Origin of the sequence: Catellatospora bangladeshensis (assembly GCF_016862575.1) — a bacterium.
Taxonomy (GTDB): domain Bacteria; phylum Actinomycetota; class Actinomycetes; order Mycobacteriales; family Micromonosporaceae; genus Catellatospora; species Catellatospora bangladeshensis.
Window position 1 is genome coordinate 1 of record NZ_BONF01000010.1, and the last position, 23,511, is coordinate 23,511.

The 23,511-nt window shown below is 71.9% G+C and carries 23 protein-coding genes and 1 pseudogene; 12 read left to right on the top strand and 12 right to left on the bottom strand.

Annotation, left to right across the window (positions count from 1 at the left end; all coding sequences use genetic code 11):
* Positions 1-100: 100 nt before the first annotated feature.
* The 3 genes and pseudogenes from Cba03nite_RS09285 to Cba03nite_RS09295 form a co-directional block, all read left to right on the top strand.
* Positions 101-760 (top strand): annotated as a pseudogene (locus Cba03nite_RS09285) (transposase family protein); the annotation flags it as partial.
* Positions 761-924: 164 nt separating this feature from the next.
* On the top strand, positions 925-1,851 hold the full coding sequence (locus Cba03nite_RS09290; RefSeq protein ID WP_203744198.1) for a WD40 repeat domain-containing protein: 927 nt from the start codon (positions 925-927) through the stop codon (positions 1,849-1,851).
* Positions 1,852-2,213: 362 nt separating this feature from the next.
* Entirely contained in the window at positions 2,214-3,416 is a 1,203-nt protein-coding gene (locus Cba03nite_RS09295) for a HEAT repeat domain-containing protein (protein WP_203744201.1), read from the top strand.
* Positions 3,417-3,501: 85 nt separating this feature from the next.
* Here Cba03nite_RS09295 and Cba03nite_RS09300 read toward each other — a convergent pair whose 3' ends face one another.
* A complete protein-coding gene (locus Cba03nite_RS09300; RefSeq protein WP_203744203.1) occupies positions 3,502-4,257 on the bottom strand; it encodes an ABC transporter permease in 756 nt (251 codons plus the stop codon).
* Positions 4,254-5,216, bottom strand: coding sequence for an ATP-binding cassette domain-containing protein (locus Cba03nite_RS09305; protein ID WP_346110560.1), 963 nt, complete (start codon positions 5,214-5,216; stop codon positions 4,254-4,256). The genes Cba03nite_RS09300 and Cba03nite_RS09305 overlap by 4 nt, the downstream gene beginning before the upstream one ends.
* A gap of 120 nt (positions 5,217-5,336) precedes the next feature.
* Here Cba03nite_RS09305 and Cba03nite_RS09310 point away from each other — a divergent pair, with 120 nt between their 5' ends.
* Positions 5,337-5,882 (top strand): SPFH domain-containing protein, encoded by a 546-nt coding sequence (locus Cba03nite_RS09310; protein WP_203744206.1) that lies wholly within the window; start codon positions 5,337-5,339, stop codon positions 5,880-5,882.
* Here Cba03nite_RS09310 and Cba03nite_RS09315 read toward each other — a convergent pair.
* Positions 5,842-6,726: a hypothetical protein gene (locus tag Cba03nite_RS09315; protein ID WP_203744208.1), complete on the bottom strand. Its 885-nt coding sequence runs from the start codon at positions 6,724-6,726 to the stop codon at positions 5,842-5,844. The genes Cba03nite_RS09310 and Cba03nite_RS09315 overlap by 41 nt on opposite strands.
* Before the next feature lie 229 nt (positions 6,727-6,955).
* On the opposite strand from Cba03nite_RS09315, the gene Cba03nite_RS09320 reads away from it, so the two are divergent.
* The 4 genes from Cba03nite_RS09320 to Cba03nite_RS09335 are packed head-to-tail and all read left to right on the top strand — an operon-like array spanning position 6,956 to position 10,362.
* The gene (locus Cba03nite_RS09320; RefSeq protein ID WP_203744211.1) at positions 6,956-7,885 is read left to right on the top strand and encodes an ABC transporter ATP-binding protein; all 930 of its coding nucleotides are present in this window, start codon (positions 6,956-6,958) and stop codon (positions 7,883-7,885) included.
* Positions 7,878-8,729 carry an ABC transporter permease gene (locus tag Cba03nite_RS09325; protein WP_203744214.1) on the top strand — a complete coding sequence of 284 codons (852 nt, stop codon included), beginning with the start codon at positions 7,878-7,880 and terminating at the stop codon, positions 8,727-8,729. Before Cba03nite_RS09320 ends, Cba03nite_RS09325 begins: the two co-directional genes overlap by 8 nt.
* Positions 8,684-9,637 (top strand): ABC transporter ATP-binding protein, encoded by a 954-nt coding sequence (locus Cba03nite_RS09330; protein WP_373315738.1) that lies wholly within the window; start codon positions 8,684-8,686, stop codon positions 9,635-9,637. Before Cba03nite_RS09325 ends, Cba03nite_RS09330 begins: the two co-directional genes overlap by 46 nt.
* An 11-nt stretch (positions 9,638-9,648) precedes the next feature.
* Complete coding sequence (locus tag Cba03nite_RS09335) at positions 9,649-10,362, top strand: ABC transporter permease (RefSeq protein WP_203744216.1); 714 nt, start codon at positions 9,649-9,651, stop codon at positions 10,360-10,362.
* Positions 10,363-10,422: 60 nt separating this feature from the next.
* On the opposite strand, the gene Cba03nite_RS09340 is transcribed toward Cba03nite_RS09335, so the two are convergent.
* A complete protein-coding gene (locus Cba03nite_RS09340; RefSeq protein WP_203744218.1) occupies positions 10,423-10,827 on the bottom strand; it encodes a VOC family protein in 405 nt (134 codons plus the stop codon).
* Positions 10,828-10,935: 108 nt separating this feature from the next.
* Positions 10,936-11,418, bottom strand: a complete 483-nt coding sequence (locus Cba03nite_RS09345) for a hypothetical protein (protein ID WP_203744221.1) — start codon at positions 11,416-11,418, stop codon at positions 10,936-10,938.
* A 136-nt stretch (positions 11,419-11,554) separates the two neighbouring features.
* Between Cba03nite_RS09345 and Cba03nite_RS09350 the strand changes: the two genes are divergently transcribed.
* Genes Cba03nite_RS09350 through Cba03nite_RS09360 form a run of 3 tightly spaced genes read left to right on the top strand, consistent with a single transcriptional unit; the run spans position 11,555 to position 13,923 of the window.
* Positions 11,555-12,373, top strand: a complete 819-nt coding sequence (locus Cba03nite_RS09350; RefSeq protein ID WP_203744224.1) for a Cof-type HAD-IIB family hydrolase — start codon at positions 11,555-11,557, stop codon at positions 12,371-12,373.
* A gap of 39 nt (positions 12,374-12,412) precedes the next feature.
* Complete coding sequence (locus Cba03nite_RS09355; protein WP_203744227.1) at positions 12,413-12,733, top strand: DUF8820 family protein; 321 nt, start codon at positions 12,413-12,415, stop codon at positions 12,731-12,733.
* A gap of 8 nt (positions 12,734-12,741) precedes the next feature.
* Positions 12,742-13,923, top strand: a complete 1,182-nt coding sequence (locus tag Cba03nite_RS09360) for a DUF6745 domain-containing protein (protein WP_239125591.1) — start codon at positions 12,742-12,744, stop codon at positions 13,921-13,923.
* Here the strand turns inward: Cba03nite_RS09360 and Cba03nite_RS09365 are convergent.
* The 6 genes from Cba03nite_RS09365 to Cba03nite_RS09390 form a co-directional block, all read right to left on the bottom strand.
* Positions 13,886-14,800 carry an STM4011 family radical SAM protein gene (locus Cba03nite_RS09365; RefSeq protein WP_203744230.1) on the bottom strand — a complete coding sequence of 305 codons (915 nt, stop codon included), beginning with the start codon at positions 14,798-14,800 and terminating at the stop codon, positions 13,886-13,888. The two genes, Cba03nite_RS09360 and Cba03nite_RS09365, sit on opposite strands and share 38 nt — an antisense overlap.
* Positions 14,797-16,119, bottom strand: coding sequence for an STM4012 family radical SAM protein (locus tag Cba03nite_RS09370; RefSeq protein WP_239125592.1), 1,323 nt, complete (start codon positions 16,117-16,119; stop codon positions 14,797-14,799). The genes Cba03nite_RS09365 and Cba03nite_RS09370 overlap by 4 nt, the downstream gene beginning before the upstream one ends.
* The gene (locus tag Cba03nite_RS09375; protein WP_239125593.1) at positions 16,116-16,931 is read right to left on the bottom strand and encodes an STM4013/SEN3800 family hydrolase; all 816 of its coding nucleotides are present in this window, start codon (positions 16,929-16,931) and stop codon (positions 16,116-16,118) included. The genes Cba03nite_RS09370 and Cba03nite_RS09375 overlap by 4 nt, the downstream gene beginning before the upstream one ends.
* The gene (locus Cba03nite_RS09380) at positions 16,928-17,998 is read right to left on the bottom strand and encodes an STM4014 family protein (RefSeq protein WP_203744233.1); all 1,071 of its coding nucleotides are present in this window, start codon (positions 17,996-17,998) and stop codon (positions 16,928-16,930) included. Before Cba03nite_RS09380 ends, Cba03nite_RS09375 begins: the two co-directional genes overlap by 4 nt.
* Positions 17,999-18,922, bottom strand: coding sequence for an STM4015 family protein (locus tag Cba03nite_RS09385; protein ID WP_203744235.1), 924 nt, complete (start codon positions 18,920-18,922; stop codon positions 17,999-18,001).
* A 64-nt stretch (positions 18,923-18,986) separates the two neighbouring features.
* The gene (locus Cba03nite_RS09390) at positions 18,987-20,822 is read right to left on the bottom strand and encodes an alpha-galactosidase (RefSeq protein WP_203744237.1); all 1,836 of its coding nucleotides are present in this window, start codon (positions 20,820-20,822) and stop codon (positions 18,987-18,989) included.
* A gap of 315 nt (positions 20,823-21,137) precedes the next feature.
* Between Cba03nite_RS09390 and Cba03nite_RS09395 the strand changes: the two genes are divergently transcribed.
* Positions 21,138-22,535, top strand: a complete 1,398-nt coding sequence (locus Cba03nite_RS09395) for a glycosyl hydrolase family 18 protein (RefSeq protein WP_203744239.1) — start codon at positions 21,138-21,140, stop codon at positions 22,533-22,535.
* Between the two features lie 128 nt (positions 22,536-22,663).
* Here Cba03nite_RS09395 and Cba03nite_RS09400 read toward each other — a convergent pair whose 3' ends face one another.
* Complete coding sequence (locus tag Cba03nite_RS09400) at positions 22,664-23,509, bottom strand: NAD-dependent epimerase/dehydratase family protein (RefSeq protein WP_203744241.1); 846 nt, start codon at positions 23,507-23,509, stop codon at positions 22,664-22,666.
* Between the last annotated feature and the right edge of the window lie 2 nt (positions 23,510-23,511).

A 23,511-nucleotide genomic window follows, 5' to 3' on the forward strand; every position in this document is an offset into this window, starting at 1 on the left:
CTTAGAGCGACCGGCATTAGGTGCGGACCTGGACAGGTAGCCGGTCGCGGGTAGCAAACAGGCACGGGACTTATCGATCATTGGAGTTCTCTACGCTTCAATGACAGGAGTCCCGTGCCTGCGCTGCCATCTGCTGACCCCGATCTGGGTCCAGTTCGCCGCACTGCTGCCCGGGCTGGCCCGAATACGACCCCGCACACCCGCTGGGCTGCCACCGCCGCCGCATCCCCGACCAGGTCGTCTTCGAACACGTCATCCACGCCCTGGTCCACGGCTCGGGCTACGAACGCATCGCCGGCCCCGGCTGCTCCGACCGCACCATCCGACGCCGCCTGGCCGACTGGGCCAGCGCAGGCATCGCCCAGCAACTGCACGCCCTGATCCTGGCCGCCTACGACGACATGATCGGCCTACAGCTGCACGACATCGCCGTCGACGGCGCGCTCACCAAAGCACCCTGCGGCGGAGACTGCGCCGGACGCTCCCCGGTCGACCGCGGCAAAGGCGGCCTCAAACGCTCCACCAGATCGCCCGCAAAGGCATCCCCGCCCCCATCCAGGTCGGCAAACGCTGGGTGGTGGAACGCACCCACTCATGGATGAACGGCTACGGCAAGATCCGCCGCTGCACCGAACGCAACGCGCAGGTCGTGGACTTCTACCTCTACCTGGCAGCAGCCCTGATCACCACACGCCAACTCATCCGACAAGCCCGGCCCCGCTACCGCTGGGACGGCCGTCCCACCACCCGACGCCTCAAACGACACCTATTGCCGGTCGCTCTTATCGTTCTACGTAGAAGAAGGTGCCCTTCCTCTCGCCCGCTGCAGTGTGGTTCCCTCCAACAGCAGCGTGGTGACCGGGACGGGTGTTCGCAGACCGGTCGTGTGTATGTCAGGTCGGGCCGTCGCCGGAGGGATCGCCGATGCCTGGGGAACAGGTGGTGCTGCCGCACCCGCGGGCGTCGGAGCTGACCACGTTCCGCGCGCCGGACGGCGGCGTCCGGCTGGTGTCGTCCGGTTCGGACGCGCTCTACGCGTGGGACCCCGCCACAGGCGAGCAGACCGCCATGTTCGAGGGCGAGTGGGGTGTGTTCGCCACCGAGATATGCCACCCCGACGGCCGCGGTCCCGTGCTCGCTCTGGCCACCGAGTACGGCGTGGAGTGGTTCGACGCCGCCACCGGCGCGCGCTGCCACGGCGAGTCGGCCTTCTGCGACACGGTTTGGGACCTGGCCGTGGCCCGCACGCCCGATGGAGCGGAGACGCTGTTCGGCGCCGGATACTGCGGTCCGCACCCGATCTACCGGTGGGATGCGGCAACCGGTGCGCTGTTGCCCGACCTGGGCGAGCACGACAACCACATCGTGGCGGTCGCGGTGGTGACGCTGCCCGGCGGCAAGCTGATGGTCTCCGCGACCGGCTGGTCGCGCACGATCCACCGCTGGGATCCGGCCACCGGCGCCGAACTGGGCCCGCCTCTTGCGGGGCACACCGCCATCGTCAACGCGATGAGTTCGGCCGCCTTACCCGACGGGCGGGTCCTGCTCGTCTCCGGCGACTCAGCCGGTGTCGTGCGCCGCTGGGACGCGGTCACCGGAGAAGAGGTCGGAAAGCCGATCAAGGCTCATCCCGCGTCGGCCACCGTGCTCACGACTCTCGTCGCGGGTCACCCGCAACTGCTGACGTCGGGTGACGACCAGGTGATCCGGCGCTGGGACGCAGTCACGGGCGAGCTGCTCGACGAGCCCGCGGCCGGATGCAGCCCCGTGCTCCTGACCGTCGGCGGCGTCTCCTCCATCGCCACCTGCTGCCCGGTAGGCGTCACCGTCAGACCGTTCCAGCTGTCCTGACCGGCCACAAGCACAGCCGCCATACGCACGCGACCGTGCCATCTGGTCTGCGTTCTACACGTCGCGCCGAGGCATTCAGTACGCCCGGGCCCGCTCACGCGGTATGCGGGACCAACGCGCGCTGAGCTGCTGGGACTCGAAACGGGAGGTCCACCGCCGTCGGTCGGCGCCGTCGGCGAACTCGGTCGCCGCGTCGAACCTGCGATCGAGCGCCGCCAGCAGCGAGCCCGACTCGCCCGTCGCCGGCTCCGGATGCGAGCCGATGAGCGCGCCGCGGGAGTCGCGGCCGGCAAGATCATTGAAGGGTTATACCTGTAGACCGAGGTCGGCGGGTGTCAGGCGGATCATGCATGATGCCGCTCATGTTGGAGACCTTGGACGACGTGGCCTGGGACAGGCTGTCGCACGCCTACGGGCCCGCCGGCGACGTGCCGGCGCTGATCAAGCTGCTGACTTCGGCAGACGCCGAAACGCGAGATCAGGCCCGATACGGGCTCTACGGCAACATCTTCCACCAGGGCACCCGCTACGAGGCCAGTGCTCACGCGGTGCCGTTCTTGGTAGAACTGACACTGGAGCCGTCCATACCCGATCGAGCCGAGATCGTCTTGCTGCTGACCGGTCTCGCGATCGGCTACCCGCACGACTACATGGTGAGCCCGTTCCCGGTGGCGGAGCTGCGCTCGGCTGTGGGCGGCTTCGGCGCCACGTGGCGGGCCGATGCGAGCGCTCGTTACCTGTGGTGGGTGAAGGACATCGAGAATCGGCAGCCGCCGAACGAGGTCGAGCGACAGATCGCTAACGCCCTCGACGAGTTGCGGGTATACGAGGCGGTGCGGGATGCCGTGCCCCAGCCGCTCACGCTACTCACCGACACCGACGAAGAGCTGGCGGGCGCGGTGACCCGCGCGCTGGCCTGGTTTCCCGAGCAGGCGTCGCAGACGGTGCCCGCGCTGACCGCAGTCGCGGCCGACGAGGCCCAGGGATCGGGTATGCGGGCGACGGCGCTGCTCGCGGCTGGCATGGCGGGGCGCGACGCATGCCCGCTGTCGAACCTGCTGGCACGGTTGATCCACGACTACGACGAGAACCTGCGCTGGGCCGCTGCGGGGACGTGGGCGTTGACCGCCGGACCCGATGCTCCGGACACCGCGAAGTCCGTGCTGCGGCTATTCGGCGAGCCCGCCGAGGATGACGAGCCTCACTGGCTGCGATGGGCGTGGAGCCGCGCGGACTGGTCGCTGGCGTTGCTTGAGGTCGTGGATGAGGTGACGGCAGCACAGGTGCGGCGGCAACGGGTCGCTGTGGCGCTCGAGGAGCGGTGGGACGAGGGTTCCCTGTGGCACAACCGGCTGGTGACCCCCTTCCAGCTCGCCTATCCGGACGGCGAGCCGGACGAGCCGGTGCCGTTCGCGAAGCTGACCCCCGCGCAGCGGTGCCTGGTGGAGTTCCTTCTGTCCCACCCGGAGGCGCTTGAGGGCGATCCGGAGGGCGGGGGCTACCTGTTGCGCGAGCACTGCCTGCCCGACGAGCATCCAGCGCTCGCGGCGTACGCCGCCTCCTGATCGAGCAACTCGGGGACGGGCAAGCAGCGACGTGTTAAGAAGGGCACCTTCTTATACGCGAAGCGTTAAGAAGGTGCCCTTCCTTTCAGCGGCTGAGGTGGCGGTAGCGGCGGACGGAGAGGGGCAGGAAGATCGCGGTCAGGACCAGGGGCCAGGCGATCGCGAGCAGGATGGCGTGGTCGGGGACCAGGCCGGGGTTGCCGAACAGCTCACGGGACGCGGCGGCGGTGGCCGACAGCGGGTTCCACTGGGCGATGGTGCCGAGCCAGGCGGGCATGGTCTCGGGATCGACGAAGACGCCGGAGAGGAAGCCGACCGGCCAGACCAGGATCTGCACCATGGTCACCGACTCCGGCCCCTTGACCACCAGGCCGAGGAAGATGCCGACCCACAGCAGCGCGAAGCGCAGGAGCAGCAGCAGCCCGAACGCCGCCATCGCCGACGCCAGGCCCTCGTGCCAGCGCCAGCCGAGCGCGGCGGCCGCCCCGACCAGCACCGCCAGGCCGACGGCCGAGTTCATCAGGTCGGCCAGGCAGCGGCCGAGCACCACCGAGGCCGAGTTGATCGGCAGTGACCGGAACCGGTCGGTGACACCCTTGGCCGCATCGGTGGAGATCGCCGTCATGGTGGCTTCCACGCCGAAGAACATGGACAGCGCGAACATGCCCGGCATCAGGTAGTCGAAGTAGTCCGGCCCGATCGCGCCGCCGAACAGCCCGCCGAACATCAGCGCGATCATGACGGTGAACAGCCAGTTCACGATGACGCCGAACGGCTGCTGCCGCCAGTGGGTCAGCTCCCGCCGCGCGAGCACCCACGTCTCCCCCAGTACGGCCGTCACGCCGCCACCTCCTGCCTGCTGCCCTGCTGCCGGTCGAGTTCGAGGAACACCTCGTCGAGGGTGGGCCGGCGCAGGTTGACCTCGGCCGGCTCGACGCCCTCGGCGGCCAGCGCCGCGCTGACCGCGACCAGGGCCTTCGTACGCTGCTTCACCGGCACGCTGATGCGCCGCTCGTCGGTGCGGGGCTCACCGTCGGCGTGCCGCCGCACCACCGGCAGCGCCGCCCGCGCCTGCGCCGGATCGTCGAAGACGAGGTCGATCCAGTCGTCGCCGACCGCCGCCTTCAGCTCGTCCGGCGTGCCCTCGCGGACCACCCGGCCGTGCCACAGCATGGCGATCCGGGTCGCGAGCCGGTCGGCCTCCTCCAGGTACTGCGTGGTGAGCAGGACGGTGGTGCCGCCCGCGACGAGTTCGCGTACGGCGGCCCACACCTCCTGCCGGGCCTGCGGGTCCAGGCCGGTGGTCGGCTCGTCGACGAACAGCACCTCCGGCGACACGATGAGGCTGGCGGCCAGGTCGAGCCGCCGCCGCATACCGCCGGAGTACTTGGCCACCGGCCGGTTTCCGGCCTCGACCAGGCCGAACCGCTCCAGCAGCTCGTCGGCGCGGGCCGCCGCGCGGGCCCGGCCGAGGTGGTTGAGCCGCCCGAACAGCACCAGGTTCTGCCGCCCGCTGAGGATCTCGTCGACGGCGGCGTACTGCCCGACGAGGCCGATCCGGCGGCGCACCTGCGCGCCGTCCGTGCTCACGTCGTGCCCGGCCACCACCGCCCGCCCGGCGTCCAGTCGCATCAGGGTGGACAGGATGCGGATGGCCGTGGTCTTGCCCGCCCCGTTCGGGCCCAGCAACCCCTGGATCGTCCCCCTGGGCACCTCCAGGTCGAATCCGCCGAGAGCCGGTTCTTGCGCTCCCGCGTAGGTCTTGCGTACTCCGGACGCCGCTATTGCCAGTTCAGACACGTGCGGACGCCTCCCTTCGCTCGGCGTACACCGTACCGTACGTCGTACGCCTGCGTCCAGCGAAGTTTCTCAGGGTCTGCTGGGCGAGCGGAATTCGCGCGGCGGGCGCAAGCTGAGCGCATGGACATCGACGCCATGACGGCGCTCCTCCCCCTCGCCCCGCTCGCGGTGCACATGGTGCTGCGGCGGGTGCCCGAGGGCGAGGTGTGGATCCTCGAAAGGCGCGGCCGGTATCGCCGGTCGCTCGCGGCGGGCTGGCACCTGGTGGTGCCGCTGGTGGACCGGGTCAAGGCCGTGGTCGACCTCGCCGGGCAGATGCTGCTGTGGCCGCCGGTCGCGGCCTACGACACCCCGACCCCCACCGGAGACCTCTTCCCCGCCGGCGACGGCCGCACCGTCGAGGTGCGGCTGCGCGTCCTGTGGCGCGTGACCGACCCGGTCGTCGCCGCGTACCAACCCGACGGGCCCGCCAAGGCCATCGACGCCCTGGCCGAGGCGACACTGCGCCGCCTCATCGCCGACCTGCCCACCGAGACCGCCCTGTCCAGCCGCGGCGATCTCGACCGCGCGCTGTCCACCGCGCTGACCGACGGCGCCCACTGGGCCGAGGTCAGCAACGTACGCATCAGCGAGGTGCTGCCGCACCCGCAGCCGGTGCGCTCCTGACCACACCGTCCCCGGGCGTCACCAGGTCGCGGCACAGCGGCACGTCCGACGTGGTGATGCCCGGCTTCACCAGCAGCGACAGCAACGGCCGGCTCCATACGCCGGTCTCGCGCTCGCTGCAGATGCGGCGCTGCGTGATCTGATCCGAGGTCAGCTGCCGCGGCCCGCCGCCGTCCCGGAACAGCACCGTCTCCAGGTCGTCCTCCTTGCCGAGCAGGTAGGCGACCCGGGTCCGGCCCTCGACGGTCACCGCGCTGGCGGGCAGCCACATGCCCTGCAGCAGGACGACGGCGGCGAGGGTGAGCCCGATCAGGGCGGTCAGCCCGTCGACCCACACCGTCGGCACGCGTCCGCCGAGCAGCGGGCTGGGCGGCCGGTTCGCCGCCCAGGCGGGCTGCGGCCACCGGCGGCCCACCGTCATCGCGGCCACCAGCAGCAGCACCACCACGACGAGCAGGACCACCAGGTAGAGCGGTGCGGTGACCACCCCGACCGCCGCGATCATGAGTGCCGCGGGCGGCGGCACGGACGACAGCGCGGTGGTCTGGGCGACGGCGCCCCGCATCGCGGCTCGCCGTTCGGTCAGAGCCAGGGCCGCCGCGAGGATGAGGATCAGCGGCAGGAAGGTGAGGTAGCTGCCGATGAGCAGCGCCTGCATGCTGGTGTGCTGCGCGAGCGCCTTCATCGTGGCGTCGTCGCCGTCGGCCAGCACGAACAGCCGTACCCCCGCGAGGATCGCCGGGAAGGCCGCCGACACCAGGCCCAGGTAGAGACCGGTCCGCTCCCCCACCGCGGCGGCCACCCCGGCCGCGGGACGATCAGGCTCGAGCATCTGCTCCGTCACGCCCCACATCCTCGCACCCCACCCCCACCCGCCCGCGCGATGTCCTCATCGGACCACGCCCTCGTCGATCTTGCGCGAAGTGTTGCCCATTTGCCCGAAACACCCGTGTCGCACCCACAGTTCACGCAAGATCGGCGCGGTAGAGGGGGCGGGGTCGGGGGTGGGTCAGGGTGGGGATCAGGGTTGGCGCTGGATTCGGGGAGGGTGGGGTGGGGTTTAGGTTGGCGGGGTGTCCCTTATTGCGACGCAGTCGCTGACCAAGACGTATCCGGGCGGGGTGACGGCGCTGGCTGACCTGACGCTGTCGGTCGAGCCGGGCGTGATCGGGCTGGTCGGCGCCAACGGCGCCGGCAAGTCCACGATGATCAAAACGCTGCTGGGGCTGCTCACGCCGACCAGCGGCCAGGTGCGGGTGCTCGGGCTGGACCCGGTCACCGCTGGTGAGGAGGTGCGCTCCCGCGTCGGGTACATGCCCGAGCACGACTGCCTGCCGCCGGACATGATCGCGGCGGAGTTCGTGACGCACATGGCCCGGATGAGCGGGCTGCCGCGCACCGTCGCCCGCGAGCGCGCCTCGGAGGCGCTGCGCCACGTCGGGCTGTACGAGGAGCGCTACCGCCAGATCGGCGGCTACTCGACCGGCATGAAGCAGCGGGTCAAGCTGGCCCAGGCGCTGGTGCACGACCCGAACCTGCTGCTGCTCGACGAGCCCACCAACGGCCTCGACCCGGCGGGGCGGGACGCGATGCTGACGCTGATCCACCGGATCGGCACCGAGTTCGGCATCTCCGTGGTGGTCTGCTCGCACCTGCTCGGCGAGATCGAGCGCATCTGCGACTCGCTCATCGCCATCGAGGGCGGGCGGCTGCTGCGCGCCGACCGGATCGAGGCGATGACCACCGGCACGGACGTGCTGGCCATCGAGGTCGCCGAGGGCACCGCCGAGCTGCTGGCGGCGCTGGCCGCGCGCGGCCTGGCGCCGCGCGAGGAGGGGCGGCTGCTGCTGGTGCCGCTGGCCGACGAGGACACGTACGACCTGATCCTGCGGACCGTCGCCGAGCTGGACCTGCCGCTGCACCGCCTCGACCAGCGCCGGCACCGGGTGGCCGAGCTGTTCGCCACCGCACCGCGACCGTCCCTGGAGGCCAGCCATGTCTGAGCAGAGCGTCATCCACGACATCGGCTACCAGCGCTATTCGGGGGTGCGGCTCAGCCGGGGGTACGCCGCACGGTCGCTGTTCGAGCACGGGCTGCGCGTCGCGTTCGGCCTCGGCCGCAGCGCCAAGGCGAAGATCTTCCCGTGGATCGTGATCGGCCTGGTCACGCTGCTCGCCGTGGTGATCGTCGCCGTCAAGGCGCAGACCGGCGAGATGATGCTGAGCTACCAGGCCTTCCCCTCGGCCGTCAGCACGGTGGCCATGGTCTTCCTGGCCGTGGTCGCGCCCGAGCTGGTCTCCCGTGATCTGCGCAACCAGACGCTGCCGCTGTACTTCTCGCGGCCGGTCGGGCGCGCCGACTACGCGCTGGCCAAGCTGAGCGCGCTGGCCGTGGCGGTGTTCCTTCTGCTGGCCGGGCCGCAGACGCTGGTCTTCCTCGGGTCGGCGTTCACCGCCCCGGACACGTCCGGAGTGGCCGCCGAGGCCCGGGGCCTGCTCGGCGGCTGGGTGGTGTCCGCCGCGTACGCGCTGATCTTCAGCAGCCTGTCGGTGCTGATCGCGTCGGTGGCCAGCCGCCGCGCGTTCGCCGCGGGCGCCATCGTGGTCGTCTTCATGGTCAGCTCCGGGGTCGCCGGGCTGCTGATCGCGCTGGGCGGCGAGGGCCCCATGTCGCGGATCGCGCCGCTGTTCAGCCCGTTCCTGCTCCCCGAGGGCCTGCGCAGCTGGCTGTACGGCACGTCGATCGACGTCGGCGCGTACGGCCCGCTCTACGGCCTCGCGACGTTGCTGCTCGTGGCCGGCTGCACCGGCCTGCTCGTGCTGCGCTACCGGAAGGTTTCGCTGTGACCGACCTGGAACTGAGCGGGGTTTCCCGCTGGTACGGCAATGTCGTCGCGGTCAACGACGTGACGATGACGCTCGGGCCGGGCGTGACCGGTCTGCTCGGGCCGAACGGCGCCGGTAAGACCACCCTGCTGCACATGATGGCGGGCTTCCTGGCCCCGTCGCGCGGCGCGGTGACCATCGACGGGTCGCCGACCTGGCGCAATCCGGCGATCTACCGCAAGCTCGGGCTGGTCAACGAGCGGGAGGCCGTGTACGGCTTCCTCAGCGGCAAGGAGTTCGTCCGGGCCAGCGCGAAGCTGCACGGGCTGCCCGACGCCGACGCCGCCACCCGCCGCGCGATCGCGCTGGTCGAGATGACCGACGCGCAGGACCGGCGGATGGACACCTACTCCAAGGGCATGCGGCAGCGGATGCGGGTGGCCGCGGCGCTGGTGCACGACCCGGCGGTGCTGCTGCTGGACGAGCCGTTCAACGGCATGGACCCGCGGCAGCGCATGCACATGATGGAGCTGCTGCACAGCCTCGGCGCGCAGGGCCGCACGGTGCTGTTCAGCTCGCACATCCTGGAGGAGGTCGAGCAGGTCTCCGGCACGGTGCAGGTCATCGTGGCGGGCCGGCTGGCCGCGTCCGGCGACTACCGCACCATCCGGCGGCTGATGACGCACCGCCCGCACGTGTTCGCCATCCGGTCCAGCGACGACCGGCGGCTCGCGGTGGCGCTGATGGCCTCGCCGTCGGTCGCCGGAGTGACCCTCGGCAAGGACGGGCTGACCGTGCACGCGGGCGACTACGGCACGTTCACCCGCGCGCTGCCCCGCATCGCGCTGGACGAGGGTGTCCGCGTACGGCAGCTGATCCCGTCCGACGAGTCGCTGGAAAGCGTCTTCTCCTACCTGGTCTCGGCGTGAGGTGGCCCCTGATGAACATGACGATCGCCTGGATCACCGCGCGCGGCCTGTTCGGCCGCAAGCGGTTCCTGCTGCTGCTCCCGATGCCGATCATCCTGATCGGGGTGACCGCGGTCGGGCTCGCCTTCGACGCCCCGGCCGCCGACCTGGCCGAGACGGTGCTGCTCGGGCTCGGCGTGGCCACGGTGCTGCCGCTGGTGTCGCTCATCGTCGGCACCGGCGTGCTCGGCTCGGAGATCGACGACGGCACGGTGGTGCACATCCTGGCCAAGCCCATCCCGCGCGGCCGGATCATCATGGCCAAGCTGGCGGTGGCGGCCTCGGTCAGCGCGGTGGCGACCGCGGTGCCCATGTTCGCGGCCGGCGCCATGATCGGCGGGACGCGGCTCGGCGCCGGGTTCGCGCTGGCCTGCGTGGCGGGCGCGCTGGCGTACTCGGCGCTGTTCCTGGCGCTGAGCGTGCTGACCCGGCGGCCGGTGCTGCTCGGCCTGCTCTACGTGGTGATCTGGGAGGGCCTGATCAGCAACCTGGTGGCGGGCACCCGCACCGTGTCGGTGCAGCACTACGTGATCCGGTTCGCGGCTGAGCTGTCCGGCAGCGAGTGGTTCCGCACGACCGTGTCGACGGCCGTCGCGGCGGTGATGACGGCCGTGGTGACCGTGGCCGGGACCTGGCTGGCCGCGCGGCGGCTGCGCTCGTTCTCGGTGGCCGGCGAGACCAGCTGAGCCCCTCTGTTCCAGGCCGGCCCGGTGGGCCTACCGGGCCGGCCTGCTCGTAGGTCCGGCTCAGCCGGCGATGTTGACCATCCAGTTGACGCCGAACCGGTCGGTCAGCGCGCCGAAGGTGTCGCCCCACATCTGCTTCTCCAGCGGGACTTCGACCTTGCCGCCCTCGGCGAGCTTCGCCCAGTAGCCCTGCAGCTCCTCGCCGTCGTCGCCGCTGAGGCTGATCGTGATGGTGTCGCCCGGGTTGTACGGCATGCCGGGCGGCGTGTCGGACGCCATCAGGGTGTACCCGGCGTCGCTCTCCAGCTGCGCGTGCATGATCTGGTCGGCGAACGGGGTGCCCTCCTGGCCGAACTCGCCGAAGGTGCTCATCGTCATCGAGCCGCCGAACACGGACTGGTAGAACTCGATGGCCTGGCGCGCGGTGCCGTTGAAGCGGATGTACGGGTTGAGGCGGGACGCCATCCGGATCCTCCTTGATCGTGATGAGCCGCCGATTGCGTACGGCCAGCCAGCATCCTCGCAGACCGGACGCCGTGCGCGGCATGACACGACCGAGTGAGCCCGCTCGGATCAGGGCGCCGGACGGCGGCGCAGCAGCGTCACCGGCAGCACCAGCAGCAGCGCGACGCCGGTCCAGAACGCGGTCGCCGCCACGAACCTGCCCCGGTGCACGTGCTTTGGCAGGTCTGCGGCGCGGGCACGCAGCTCCTCCACCGCCGGCATGGTCTCCGCCTCGGCATAGCTGAGCAGCCAGCTCCACGGGTAGCCCAGGTCGTGGTGGTAGACGAACATGCAGCACACGCGCTCGCGCACCACCAGCAGGCTCACCGCCAGGCCCGCCACGGTCAGCACCACGATCGCCACCCAGGCCGGCGGTCCGGGCAGCGGCCCGCGCAGTCCGGTCCACAGCAGCAGCAGCCCGCTAGCGACCAGCACCGCGCCGAACACCAGCCAGTGGCTCATCCCACCGGAGATCACCAGCGCGAACAGCCCGGTCAGCGCCCCCAGCGCACCCACGACCGACAGCGCCACCCGGCCCGAAGACATCGACATGCGTGGAGTTTCTCACGGGCGGGTGGAACACAGGTGCCCCTTCCGCTCCACAACTTCTGGGTTGTACCTACAACCCAGAAGTTGTGACCCGTCACCAACACATGTTCCGGTCGGGCAGCGCGGGTAAGCTCCGGCGATGATCCGCGTCGTCGCCGTCGACCTCGACGGCACCCTGATCCGCTCCGACGGCACCGTCTCCGGTCGCACCCGCGCCGCGCTCGCCCGTGCCACCGCCGCCGGAGCCCGGCTGGTGATCGTCACGGCCCGCCCGCCGCGCACCGCGCGGGCGCTGGCCCGGCGCGCGGACATCGGCGGTGTCGCGGTCTGCTCCAACGGCGCGATCGTCCACGACCTCGACGCGGACGAGACGGTGATCACCGGGCCGCTGCCGCTGGACCTGGCCGAGCGCACCGCACAGGTCATCACCGATGCGCTCGACGGCGTGTCGTTCGCGGTCGAGACCGGGCGGCGCGCGGTGGTGAGCCCCGGGCACGGGCATCACGCCACGCACGAAGACGCCCGGCACGAGGTCGAGACGCCCGAGCAGGTCTGGACGGAGGCGGAGAGCTGCGTCAAGCTGCTCGCCTGGTCGCCCGCGCCAGTCACCGTCGAGCTGCTGGAGCGGCTCCAGGAGCTGGTCCCGCAGGTGCGGATCACGTACTCGGGCGGGAACGGACTGCTGGAGATCAGTGCGGCCGAGGTATCCAAGGCGGACACGCTGGCGCGGCTCTGCGACGGCTGGGGCGTCGCCCCGGACGAGGTGATCGCGTTCGGGGACATGCCCAACGACCTGCCCGTTCTCGCGTGGGCGGGCACCGGCGTGGCCGTGGCCAACGCCCACCCGCAGGTGCTGGCCAGCGTGGACCGGGTCACCGCGAGCAACGACGACGACGGTGTCGCGCTGGTGCTGGAGGAGCTGTTCCCCGCGACGGCCGATGTCGTACCGGGCGGTTAGCGTAGCCGCGACATCAGTGGTCGTGTGTGGAGGCTGGACATGTTTCGGCAGGGTGATGTGCTGGTCGTCCCGATCGCGCGGGAAGGGCTGCCGGAGGGCCTGATGGACGCGCCGCGCGACCGGCGCAACCGGATGGTGCTGGCGCTGGGCGAGGCGACGGGCCACGCGCACGTGCTGACCGGCGAGCGGGTGTCGATGCTGTGCCCGCCCGACGAGCCCGGCCGCCTCTACCTCCTGATCGAGGGCTACGGCCGTCTGGTGCACGAGGAGCACGGCCCGATCGCGCTGGCGCCGGGCGCGTACAAGGTGGTCCGGCAGCGGGAGTACTTCCCCGGTGCCATCCGCCCGGTCGCGGACTGAGGCCGGGCATGAGCGAGCAGACGATCTCCGGTACGGCGAGCGCCGCCCGGCGACACGGCGATGACGACGTCAGGCTGGCCGAGCAGGGCGAGCGCTGGCTGGCCACCGGGCTGAGCTGCGAGCCCGCCGACCGCGCGGGTGCCGAAGCGGGGGTCCGGATCGCGTACGCGCTGGCGGGCCTGCCCGCGCCGAAGCACATCCTGTGGCTGGGCTCGCCCGCCGCGGGCGCGCTCGGGGTGGCGATGCTGCGCACCGGCCAGCGCGGCGGCCGCCGTGACGAGCACATCCGGCGGGCGCTGGAGGCGCAGGGCGCCCGGCCCGGCGAGCTGGACCTCGGCCGCAGCGTACGGCCCCGGGTTCGCACCCGGCCGTGGGCGCAGGCACGGGCGGCGCTGATGACGAAGCTGGGCGGCACCGGCTTCGCCCGGCACTGGGCGGCCACCGCCCGCCGCCCCTGGCAGCAGCTGACCGACCAGCTCGCCACCCCGCTGCGGACCAGGATCGACGCCGACCTCGCCGGGCGGCTGTCGGCCCGCGCCGGGCAGACCGAGCAGGTCGCCGAGCTGCCGCAGGCGGCGCGGGAGGCACTGCTCGACGCGATCGGCGGCCAGCACGACGCGGCCTGGCTGGCCGCCTTCGACAGCCACCCGGACGTGGACGGCCTGGCCCGGGTCGCCGGCAGCGCGGGCTGGTGGTGGGCGTTCGAGCACGTCGCCGTGCTCACCGAGCGGCCGGTCGCGGTGCACCGGGACAACCTGGGGCGGCTGCACCACGGCGACGGGCCGGCGCTGTCCTACCCGGACGGGTTCGGCCTGCACGTCTGGAGCGGCATGCCGATCACCGCAGAGGTCGCCGCCGAGCTGCCGCACCTGACCGTGGAACGCATCCGCGCCGAGGGCAACGCCGAGATGCGCCGGGTGATGCTGGAGCACTTCGGCTTCGACCGCTACCTGCGCGAGTCCGGGGCGTCCAAGACGCAGTCCGATGAGTGCGGCACCCTGTGGCGGGTCACCCTGCCCGGCGACGAGCCGCTGGTCATGGTCGAGGTGCTGAACTCCAGCCCGGAGCCGGACGGGTCCTTCCGGACGTACTTCCTGCGCGTCCCGCCGACCATCCGCACCGCGCGGGCCGGGGTGGCGTGGACGTTCGACCTCACCGAGGAGGAGTACGTCCCGCTGCAGCAGACCTGACCGGCTCACCCGGCACGCCCCAGGTCGGCGGCGGCCCGGCGGGGATCCGCTCGGGCACGCCGCCGGCGAACACCCGGTGCAGGTCCAGCCGCTTGAGGTGGACGTATCCGATGTGGCAGTCGCAGGTGGCGTTGGTGCACGGGCGGGGGCGCAGCGCGGCCCGGTAGCTGCCGTCGTAGAGGTTGCCGAGCGGGGCCGGGATTAAGTGGCAGCGGCGTACGGTGCCGTCGCCGAGCACGGACAGCGACGTCTCGCCCGCGCCGCAGTCGAACCCGGCCGAGTCGTGCGGGCGCACGCTGTACCCGAACAGCGGGTCGATCTCCGTCCACGCCGCCTCGGCGGCCGCGTCGTAGGTGTGCCCGTCGGCGGCGTTGACCCACAGGTACGTCGACTCCGGCAGCAGCTCGCGCATCGCCACCGCCTCGGCGTGGTGCTCGGGCAGCCCGACCATGCCGACGGAGTGCCTGACGCCGTACCCGCGCAGGGTGGCGCAGGCGGCCAGGAAGCGTTCCCGGCTGACCTGCCCGGGGTGGTAGGTGGCCCAGAGGGCGAGCCGGGCCGGATCGGCGTCGGCGACCCAGCTCAGCCGCCCGCCCAGGTTGGTCTGGATGGCGACCCGTTCGACGTGGGGCAGCTGCGACAGCCGCACCAGCGCCTGCCGGTACCAGGACCGGGTCAGCCCTTCGCCCCACGGGGTGAACAGCACGGAGATCATGTCGCCGTCGGGGTTGGCGGCGACCCAGTCGGTGAACCTGGCCAGCGCCTCGCGGTCGGCGGTCAGCTGGGCCCGGCTGTCGCGCCGCTTCGCGAACGGGCAGTACGGGCAGTCGTAGTTGCAGCTCGCGAGGGGCCCGCGGTAGAGCAGCAGCAGGTTCATCGCAGCACCGCCCGTGCCATGGCGTCGCGCACCGGCCCGGACACCAGCCAGGGCCCGATCGCGTCGCCGTGCGCGAGCCCCTCGTCGGTGAGCGCCAGCCGCCCGTCCGCCTCAGCCGCCCAGCCCCGGCCGGCCAGCTCGGCCAGGTGCGGGAAGTCCTGCTCCACCGTGCCGCCGAAGCGGTCGGCGTATCCGGCCAGGTCGACGCCCTCGGCGCGCAGCAGCGACTTGACCAGCCAGCGCAGCCGCCGCTCGGCCCCGTCGAGCGCGAAGCCGAACTCGGCGTACCCGAAGTCGGCGGCCGGGCGGCTGATGTAGTCGTCGATGATGGCGCGCACCTCGCGCACGCTCACCGCGTAGTCGAACGAGTAGTGCAGGTCCGCGGTGTACGAGCGGGCGCCGCAGCCGAGGCCGACCATGCCGTCGTCCTGGCAGCAGTAGTCGGCGCCGTCCGGGTCGGGCACGTCCGCGCGGCGGAACTGCCGCATGGACAGCTGCCGGTAGCCCGCCTCGCGGAGCAGGTCACGGCCCTGCCGGTAGAGGTCGAGCCGCTCGCGGTCCCAGTCCGGGTCGGGCGCGTCGCCGTGGCGGCGGCCGAGACCGGTCAGCGGGCGCACGTACAGCGGGTAGAGGTAGACCTCCTCCGGAGACCAGGACAGAGCCTCGCGCAGCGAATACGCCCAGGTGTCGCGGGTCTGGCCGGGGATGCCGTAGATCAGGTCCAGGTTGCGTACCGCGAAGCCGCCGCCGGTGATCGCGGCCAGGGCGCGGTCGACCTCGGCGCGCCGCTGCGGCCGCCCGGCGGCATGCGCCTCGGCATCCAGGAAGCTCTGCACGCCCATGCTGACCCGGTGCGTGCCGTGCGCGGCGAGCACCGCCAGCCGGTCCGGGGTCGCGGTCGCGGGCGACGTCTCCACCGACAGCCCCGCTGCGCCCGCGTCCAGCCCGAGCACGCCCTTGGTGATCTCGAACAGCTCGGCCAGCTCGGCGGCGTCCAGGTAGGTCGGGGTGCCGCCGCCGATCGCGGCCCGCGCGTAGCGGACCGGGCCGAGCGCCGCTGCGACCTGCTCCGCCTGCACGCGAAGCTGGCGCAGGTACGCCGAGACCTGCTCGGCGGGCGGCGTGGCGCGGGTGAACAGGTTACAGAAGCCGCAGCGCATCTCGCAGAAGGGGATGTGCAGGTAGAGGAACAGCGCGTCGCGGTCCTGCCCGGCCCACACGTCGCGCAGCGCGGGGCGCGGGCGCAGCGCTCGGTACGCCGTCTTGTGCGGGTACGCGTACAGATAACCCTGGTACGGCGAGCCGTCGAGCACGTTCACCACTCCCCCGGCCGCAGCGTGAACTGCGTGTACGGCACCGTCCACACGACGTCGTGCCCGATGCGGTGCCCGTGGTGCCCGTCCTCGCCGTACGCGGTGCCGTGGTCGGCGCACATGATCACGAAGCACGGCCGCCCACGGGAGGTGAGCAGCGCGAACAGCCGCGGCAGCAGCGTGTCCACGTAGCACAGCGCCGCCGCGTGGCTGTCCCGGCCGTCCTCGGCGGCGCCGGGCAGGTAGTGCCGGTTCGGCTGGTGCAGGGCGGACACGTTGAGGAAGGTGAACAGCGGCCGCTGCGGCGCCAGCCCGGCCGCACTGTCCCGCAGCTGGTCGAGCTGGTGGCGCAGCGAGTCCGGCTCGGTCACCCCGAACTCGGGCCGCCAGTGGTCCTCGGCGAACAGCCCCGGCAGCACGCTGCCCAGCGCCGAGCGCCGGTTGAAGAAGCCCACGCCGCCCAGGCACAGCGTGTGATACCCGGCCTCGGCCAGCCCGGTCACCAGATCCGGCGCATCGAACACGAACGTGCCCCCGGCCGTGGTCTCGCTGCCGGGGAACCGGGCCGCGAACAGCCGCTCGTGCCGCCCCGGCGTGACCGGCGTCGGCAGGAAGCCCGCGAAGAACGCATGGTGCGCGGCGTAGGTGAAGCTGGCCGGGGTGTGCCGCCGCTCCCAGCCGGTCTCCGGCAGCACCCGGGACAGGTGCGGGGTGCGGCCGGTCGCGGCCAGCTCCACGGCCACGTCGTAGCGCAGCGTGTCGAGGGTGACCAGCGCGAGGTCGTGCGTGCCGACCAGCGCCGCCATGTCCGTGCTCATGCCGCCCGCACCCGCTCGCGCGCCAGCAGGGCGGCGATCTCGGCGTCGTACGTGTCGCGGCCGTCGACGAGCAGGCCTGGCAGCAGGTCGCCAAACGCGTTGACCTCGGCGACCGCGTGCGAGCGCCAGCCCGCGGCGAACATCAGGTCCACGCCGGTGTGCAGGCTGCCCGGGAAGCAGGCGGCGACGGCCCGGCAGGTGTCCAGCCCGGCGGCATAGTGCGGCCCGGCGGCGGCACGCAGCGCGCACAGGTCGCCGCGTACGCCGCCGAGGTGCAGGTTCGTCATCGGGGAGCGGCTGCCGCGCACCACCACATGCGACGGCTGCCCGGCGACCGTCACCACGCGCAGGTCGACGACGCGGCCGTCCAGCCCGGCCTTGGGCAGCCAGCGCTGCACGTGCAGGCCGTCGGGCGCCAGCCCGTCCACGATCGCGGCGACGTCGCGCTCGTCGCGGTAGTGGCGCACCCGCAGCGAGTTGAACAGGCGTCCCCGGTCCAGCTCGACCGAGGTGGTGGCGAGGATTCGGACGCCGCCCAGCTGCAGCGCGATCACGCCGGAGGCGGACGAGCCGTGCCGGGTCTTGACGAACACCCGCCGCCAGCCCGCCTCGTCCAGCCACGAGCGCAGCTGCGCCCAGTTCGCGGGCGGGCCGGGCAGCGCGGCGGGCACGGGCACACCCGCGGCGAGCAACCGGTCGTGGCAGGCGTTCTTGTCGAACATGACCAGGATCTCGGCGGGGTCCGCGAGCAGCCGCGCGCCCTGGCCGGCGGCGGTGGCGGCGAGCCGGTGCAGGGCCCGCGCGAAGCCCGCGTGCCAGGCGGCTCCACCGACGATCTCGCCTTGCTCGGCCGGGACGGCGGCACCACGCAGCAACCGGTCCACCTCGGCGTCCTCGCCGGGGGACTCGACTCGGACCAGCGTGCCCGCCCGCAGCCGCAGCGGCGCGCCGGAGGCCACGTCGTGCCAGGCGAGCACGTCGGGCTCGGGCAGCCCGGCCCGCACCGCCGCCGCGGCGAACAGGGTGACGCGGCGGCTGCCGGGGTTGCCGACGACCGTGAGGTGCATCTACTCGGCGACCGCGATGTAGCGCTCGTCGCGGCGCGAGCGGGACGGCTCGGAGAGGTCCAGCTCCACCCCCGCCTCGGCGAGCTCGGCGGTCAGCCGGGCCTGCACCGGGTCGCTGATGAAGTGGTGGTGCAGGTCGAGGCGGTGCAGGTGGGTCAGCGGCTGGCCGGCCAGCAGCGCGGCGGCGCCCTCGTCGGCGAGCATGCCCAGCGACAGGTCCAGCCTGCGCAGCCGGGCCACCACAGGGGCCCCGGCCAGAGCGGCGGCGACCTGGTCGGCGATCTCGGAGTCGCGCAGGCCGAGCGAGGTCAGCGCGGGCAGCCGGGTGCCGTTCAGGATCGGCGCGAGGTCGTCGACGTCGGCGTCGCCGCCGTAGTTGCCGGTGCCCAGCCACAGCTCCAGGTGGGTCAGCGCGGGCAGGTCGCACTCGCCGACGGCACGGACCACCTCGGCGGGCAGACCGCCGGACTCGATGGTGAACTCGCGCAGGTGCTCGTGGCGCAGCGGCTTGAGGCCCAGCCCGCTCGCGCCGCGCACGGTCAGCGTCTCCAGCCGGGGCAGCGCCTCCAGCAGCGGGGTGATGTCGGTGTGCACGATCCAGGAGATCTCGCACTCCTCGTACGTCATCTCCCCCAGGAACAGCGCCTTGAGGCTGGTGAAGCGCGGCAGCAGCTCGGCGAGCAGGCCGATCGGCGGGGCGCTCTCATAGGCCCCGCCCCAGTTGCCGATGACGATCGCCTCGACCTTGTCGGCCCACTCCTCGGCGGCCAGGGCCGTCAGCCGCTCGCGGAACTCACCGCTGTCGTCGTAGTCCGTGTCCTCCAGGCGCCAGGCCGTGCCGGCCCGCTTCGCCTTCCCGAGATCGTTCGGGTAGTCCGCGACGGGCCTGCCGGCGAACGTGGTGATGTGCGAGCCGATCGTCATGCGCGCTGCCTCCGGGGTGGGGTCGAGGGACCTTAACACCCACCGCCGACGGCAATCCGGTCTCCTACACCCGGGTACGAAGCCATTGCTGGTTGGTGCCGCTGCCGCAGGTCCACTGCACGGCCTGGGCCCCGTCGGTCGTGGCGGCGTTGTTCACGTCCAGGCATTTGTTGCTGTGCCTCGCGACGAGCTGCATGTATCCACCGCCGACATCCTGAATGCGCCACTGCTGGTTGGTGCCCGTGCCGCAGGTCCACTGCACGACGCGCACGCCGTCGGCGGTGGCTCCCGCGCCGCCGTACACGTCGAGGCACTTGCCGCTGTTGACGCTGACCACGTTGTAGTAGCCGCCGCCCGCGTCGCGGAACCGCCACCGCTGGTTGTTCTGCCCGTTGGCGGCCCACTGCACGACGTTCGCGCCGTCGGTCGTGGCGGCGTTGTACACGTCCAGCAGCTTGCCGCTGTGCCGCGCGGTCAGCGTGTACGCGGCGGGCACCGGCGTCGTCGTCTGCGGCGCGAGCCGGTAGAGCCCGGCGCCGTGGGCGGGCAGCGAGCGGGTGAGGGTGCCCGAGACCGTGCCGAGTCCCGCGCCGGACCACAGGTCGGTCACGACGGCCGAGCCGATGCCGAGGTCGGCCAGGTTCAGCGACACGTTCGCCGTGGCGCTCTCCCGGTTGAACAGCGCGACATACCGGTGGTCACTGCCGGGCACGTCGGCGACCCACACCTGCCGGGTGCCCCCGATGAGCTGGCGGTTGTTGGTGCTGTTCTGGTCGACGGCGAGCACCGCCGCGTTGGTCATCAGTGCCAGCTCGGAAGCGCGGTTCTCGACCAGGTTGCCGCCCCACATCAGCGGCGCGCGGTTGATCGCCCACAGCGTCATCATGGTGCGCTGCTCGTCGGCGGTGAGCCCGGAGTAGCGCGGCGAGCCGACCGGACCGTACTTGGACAGCCGCCCGATCGGGATCATGTCCGGGTCGGGCCACGCCCCGGTCGCCCGGTGCGGGGCCCAGTCGCGCAGCGGGTCGAACAGCGCGTCGAGCGCGCCCCAGTTGTCCCAGAGGTCGTTGACGATCCGCCACATGTGGGCGTTGGCCCGCACGTGCGTACCGGAGGACAGCGGCGTCGGGCCGGGCGACAGGCTCAGCACCATCGGCCGCCCGCTGCGCTGGATGGCCAGCCGGTATCCGTCGACCTCCGCCTGCCGGTAGGTCGGCGCGGCGATGTCGTCGACCTTGACGAAGTCGACGCCCCAGCTCGCCAGCAGCTGGAACACGGAGTCCAGGTAGGCCTGCGCGCAGCTGTTGGACATGTTCAAGCCCCACATGAGGTTGAGCCAGGCCGCCGTGGTGCTGTTGTTGATCTGGTTGGCACGGCAGCTCGTGCCGAGGATGGGCACGTTGTCGGCCACCGCCTGGCGCGGGATGCCGCGCATGAGGTGTACGCCGAACTTCAGGCCCTGCGCGTGCACGTAGTCGGCGAGCGGCTTGAACCCGTTGGTGCCGGCCGCCGAGGGGAAGCGCGTGGTGTCGGGCAGCAGCCGGCCGTTGGCGTCCATGCGCAGCCGGGGCGACAGGTTCGCGTCCTGGTTCGGGCTGTTGTTGTGCCGGCCGGGGAAGTACCAGGCCCAGTCGACGACGATGTACTGCCAGCCGTGCTGGCGCAGGTTGTCGCGCATGTAGTCGGCGTTGGCCTTGACGTCGGCCTCGGTGACGCTCCAGTTGAACGCGTCGTAGCTGTTCCAGCCCAGCGGCGGAGTGGGTGCCACACCGTTGTCCCATGCCTCGGCCCGCTGCTGCGGGCTGACCACGAGCCCGGCCGCGAGCAGCAGGGTCAGCGCCGCCAGCAGCCCGGTGACCAGCCGCCGCCCTGCTCTGGGGCGTACCAGGACATGGCTCATCAGACCCTCCGCACACGGCTCGGCTCGCGCTCGACCATCGGTCGCCATCAGTGTTAGCGGTCACATTGCATCTGTCAACCGGCGAACGCGGGACCGCCGCGCAGCATTCATTGCATTAGATAGTTAAGTTTACTAAACTCCATCCGCACCACTCGGAGCGAGCCGCTTCCTCGTCCGAACCGCAACCGACCGGACCGCAGTGCCCCTGGCACGCGGCGTGCCACGCCGCACCAGGGAGGGGCGCACCGCCGTGCCCGGTCAGTCGATGTGCCGTGGCGATGCGCCGCCATGGCACCGGACACCGAAGGGACCCCCATGTCCGAAACCTCCAAACCCCGCCGCGCCCGCTGGGCCGCGGCCGGGGCGGCCCTGGCCACCGCGGCCGCGGGAATCGCCGTCGCGCTGGCCCCGGCCACGACGGCCCAGGCGGTCGTGCTGCCCAACGGCTTCAAGAGCGTGGGCTACATGCCCTCGTGGGCCGGCAACGTCAACACCGTCCAGTACGGCAAGCTGACGCACATCAACTACGCGTTCGTCCTGCCGAACGCGAACGGCAGCCTGCAGGCGCTGGACAACCCGTCCAAGCTGTCCTCGCTGGTCTCCCTGGCGCACGCCGCCAACACCAAGGTCTCCATCGCCGTCGGCGGCTGGAACGACGGCAACGACTCGGCGTTCGAGGCGCTGGCCGGCAACGCGACGGCGCGTACGGCGTTCGTCAACAACCTCGTGAACCTGGTGAACCAGTACAACCTCGACGGCGTCGACATGGACTGGGAGTACCCGGACCCCGGCACCTCGGGCAACAACTACACGCTGCTCATGCAGCAGCTCAGCACCGCCATGCACAGCCGCGGCAAGCTGCTCACCGCCGCGGTCGTCTCCGAGGGCACCACCGCGAGCGGCGTGCAGCCGGCCGTGTTCGGCTACGTCGACTGGCTGAACATCATGGCGTACGACGGCGGCAGCCCGCACGCCAACTACACCTGGTCCATCAACGCGGTGAACTTCTGGAAGGGCCGCGGCCTGCCCGCGAGCAAGGCCGTGCTGGGCGTGCCGTTCTACAGCCGCCCGACGTACTACACGTACAGCCAGCTCGTCGCGATGGACCCGGCCAACGCCAACCGCGACTGCACCACGGTCAGCGGCGTGCAGCAGTGCTACAACGGCCTGCCCACCGTCCGCGCCAAGACCGCGTGGGCCAAGGCCAACGCCGGCGGCATGATGAACTGGGAGCTGTCCCAGGACACCACCGGCGCGACCTCCCTGGTCAGCGCGATCTATGAGGTCGCCGTCGGCACCACCCCGCCGTCCTCGCCCCCGCCCGGCGGCCGCACCGGCCGCATCGTGGGCCAGGCGTCCGGCAAGTGCGTCGACGTCGCCGCCGCCAGCACCGCCAACGGCGCCGCGATCCAGCTCTACACCTGCAACGGCACCAACGCGCAGACCTGGACCGTGGGCACCGACGGCACCATCCGCGCCCTCGGCAAGTGCATGGACATCACCAGCGGCTCCACCGCCAACGGCGCCCTGATCCAGCTCTGGGACTGCAACGGCTCGGGCGCCCAGGTCTGGCAGCCCCAGTCCAACGGCAACCTCCGCAACCCCCAGTCCGCCAAGTGCCTCGACGCCAAGGACCTCGGCACCGCCGACGGCACCCGCCTCCAGATCTGGACCTGCGCCACCTCCGGCAACCAGATCTGGACCCTCCCCTGACCCCTCTAGTGCGTTGATCATGAACTTATGGACGTGTTCGACGGCGTGTCGCCACCCTAACTTCATGATCGATTAAGCCGAGAGGCCCGGACCGGTGACGGTGCGGGCCTCTCGCGCCGAGGGGCGGGTCAGCGCCAGGTGTGGGCGGGTTCGAAGCCGAGCAGGCGGCGGGCCTTGTCGATGCCGAGCAGGGTCTCGTGGCCGGCCACCGGACGGCGCCACGGCAGGCCGGGGAAGACCTCGGCGGCCAGGTCGGCGGACTCGCGGTGCATCACGGTGTCGGCGTTGGCGATGATGAAGACCTCCAGGCCGGGTGCCGTGTATTCGAGCGCCTTGCGGACGGCCTGGGCGCCGTCGCGGCAGTCGATGTAGGACCACAGGTTCCAGCTGCGTACCCGCGGATCGTCCTGCCACGACGGGAAGTTCGCGTAGTCGGCGGGCTCCATCACGTTGGAGAAGCGCAGGCCGATCATCTTGAGTTCGGGGTCCCAGCGGCAGAACTGCGCGGCCATCTGCTCGTCGAGGTGCTTGGCCAGGGAGTACGCCGTCTCGGGGCGGCCTGCGTACTCCTCGTCGACCGGCAGGTACGGCGGCGGGGTGTCGAAGGGCAGGCCGAGGACCGTCTCGCTGGACGCCCAGACCACGTTGCGGATGCCCGCCGCCCGCGCGGCCGCGAACACGTTGTAGCTGACCGTGATGTTGTTGGCGAAGGTGGCCGCGTTGCCGGTCACACCCGGCCCGGGGATCGCCGCCAGGTGCACGACCGCGTCGACCTTCGCGTAGCGGGCGTCGATGGCGGTGAACGCCTCCACCGCCTGGCCGTAGTTGGTGAAGTCGATCCGGGTGTACGGGCACAGCTGCTCGCGCGGCGGCGCCACGTCCAGGTTCACCACCTCGTAGCCGTGGTCGAGCAGGTCGCGTACCACCGCCCGGCCCAACTTGCCGCTGCCACCGGTAACCGCCACCAGAGCCATGT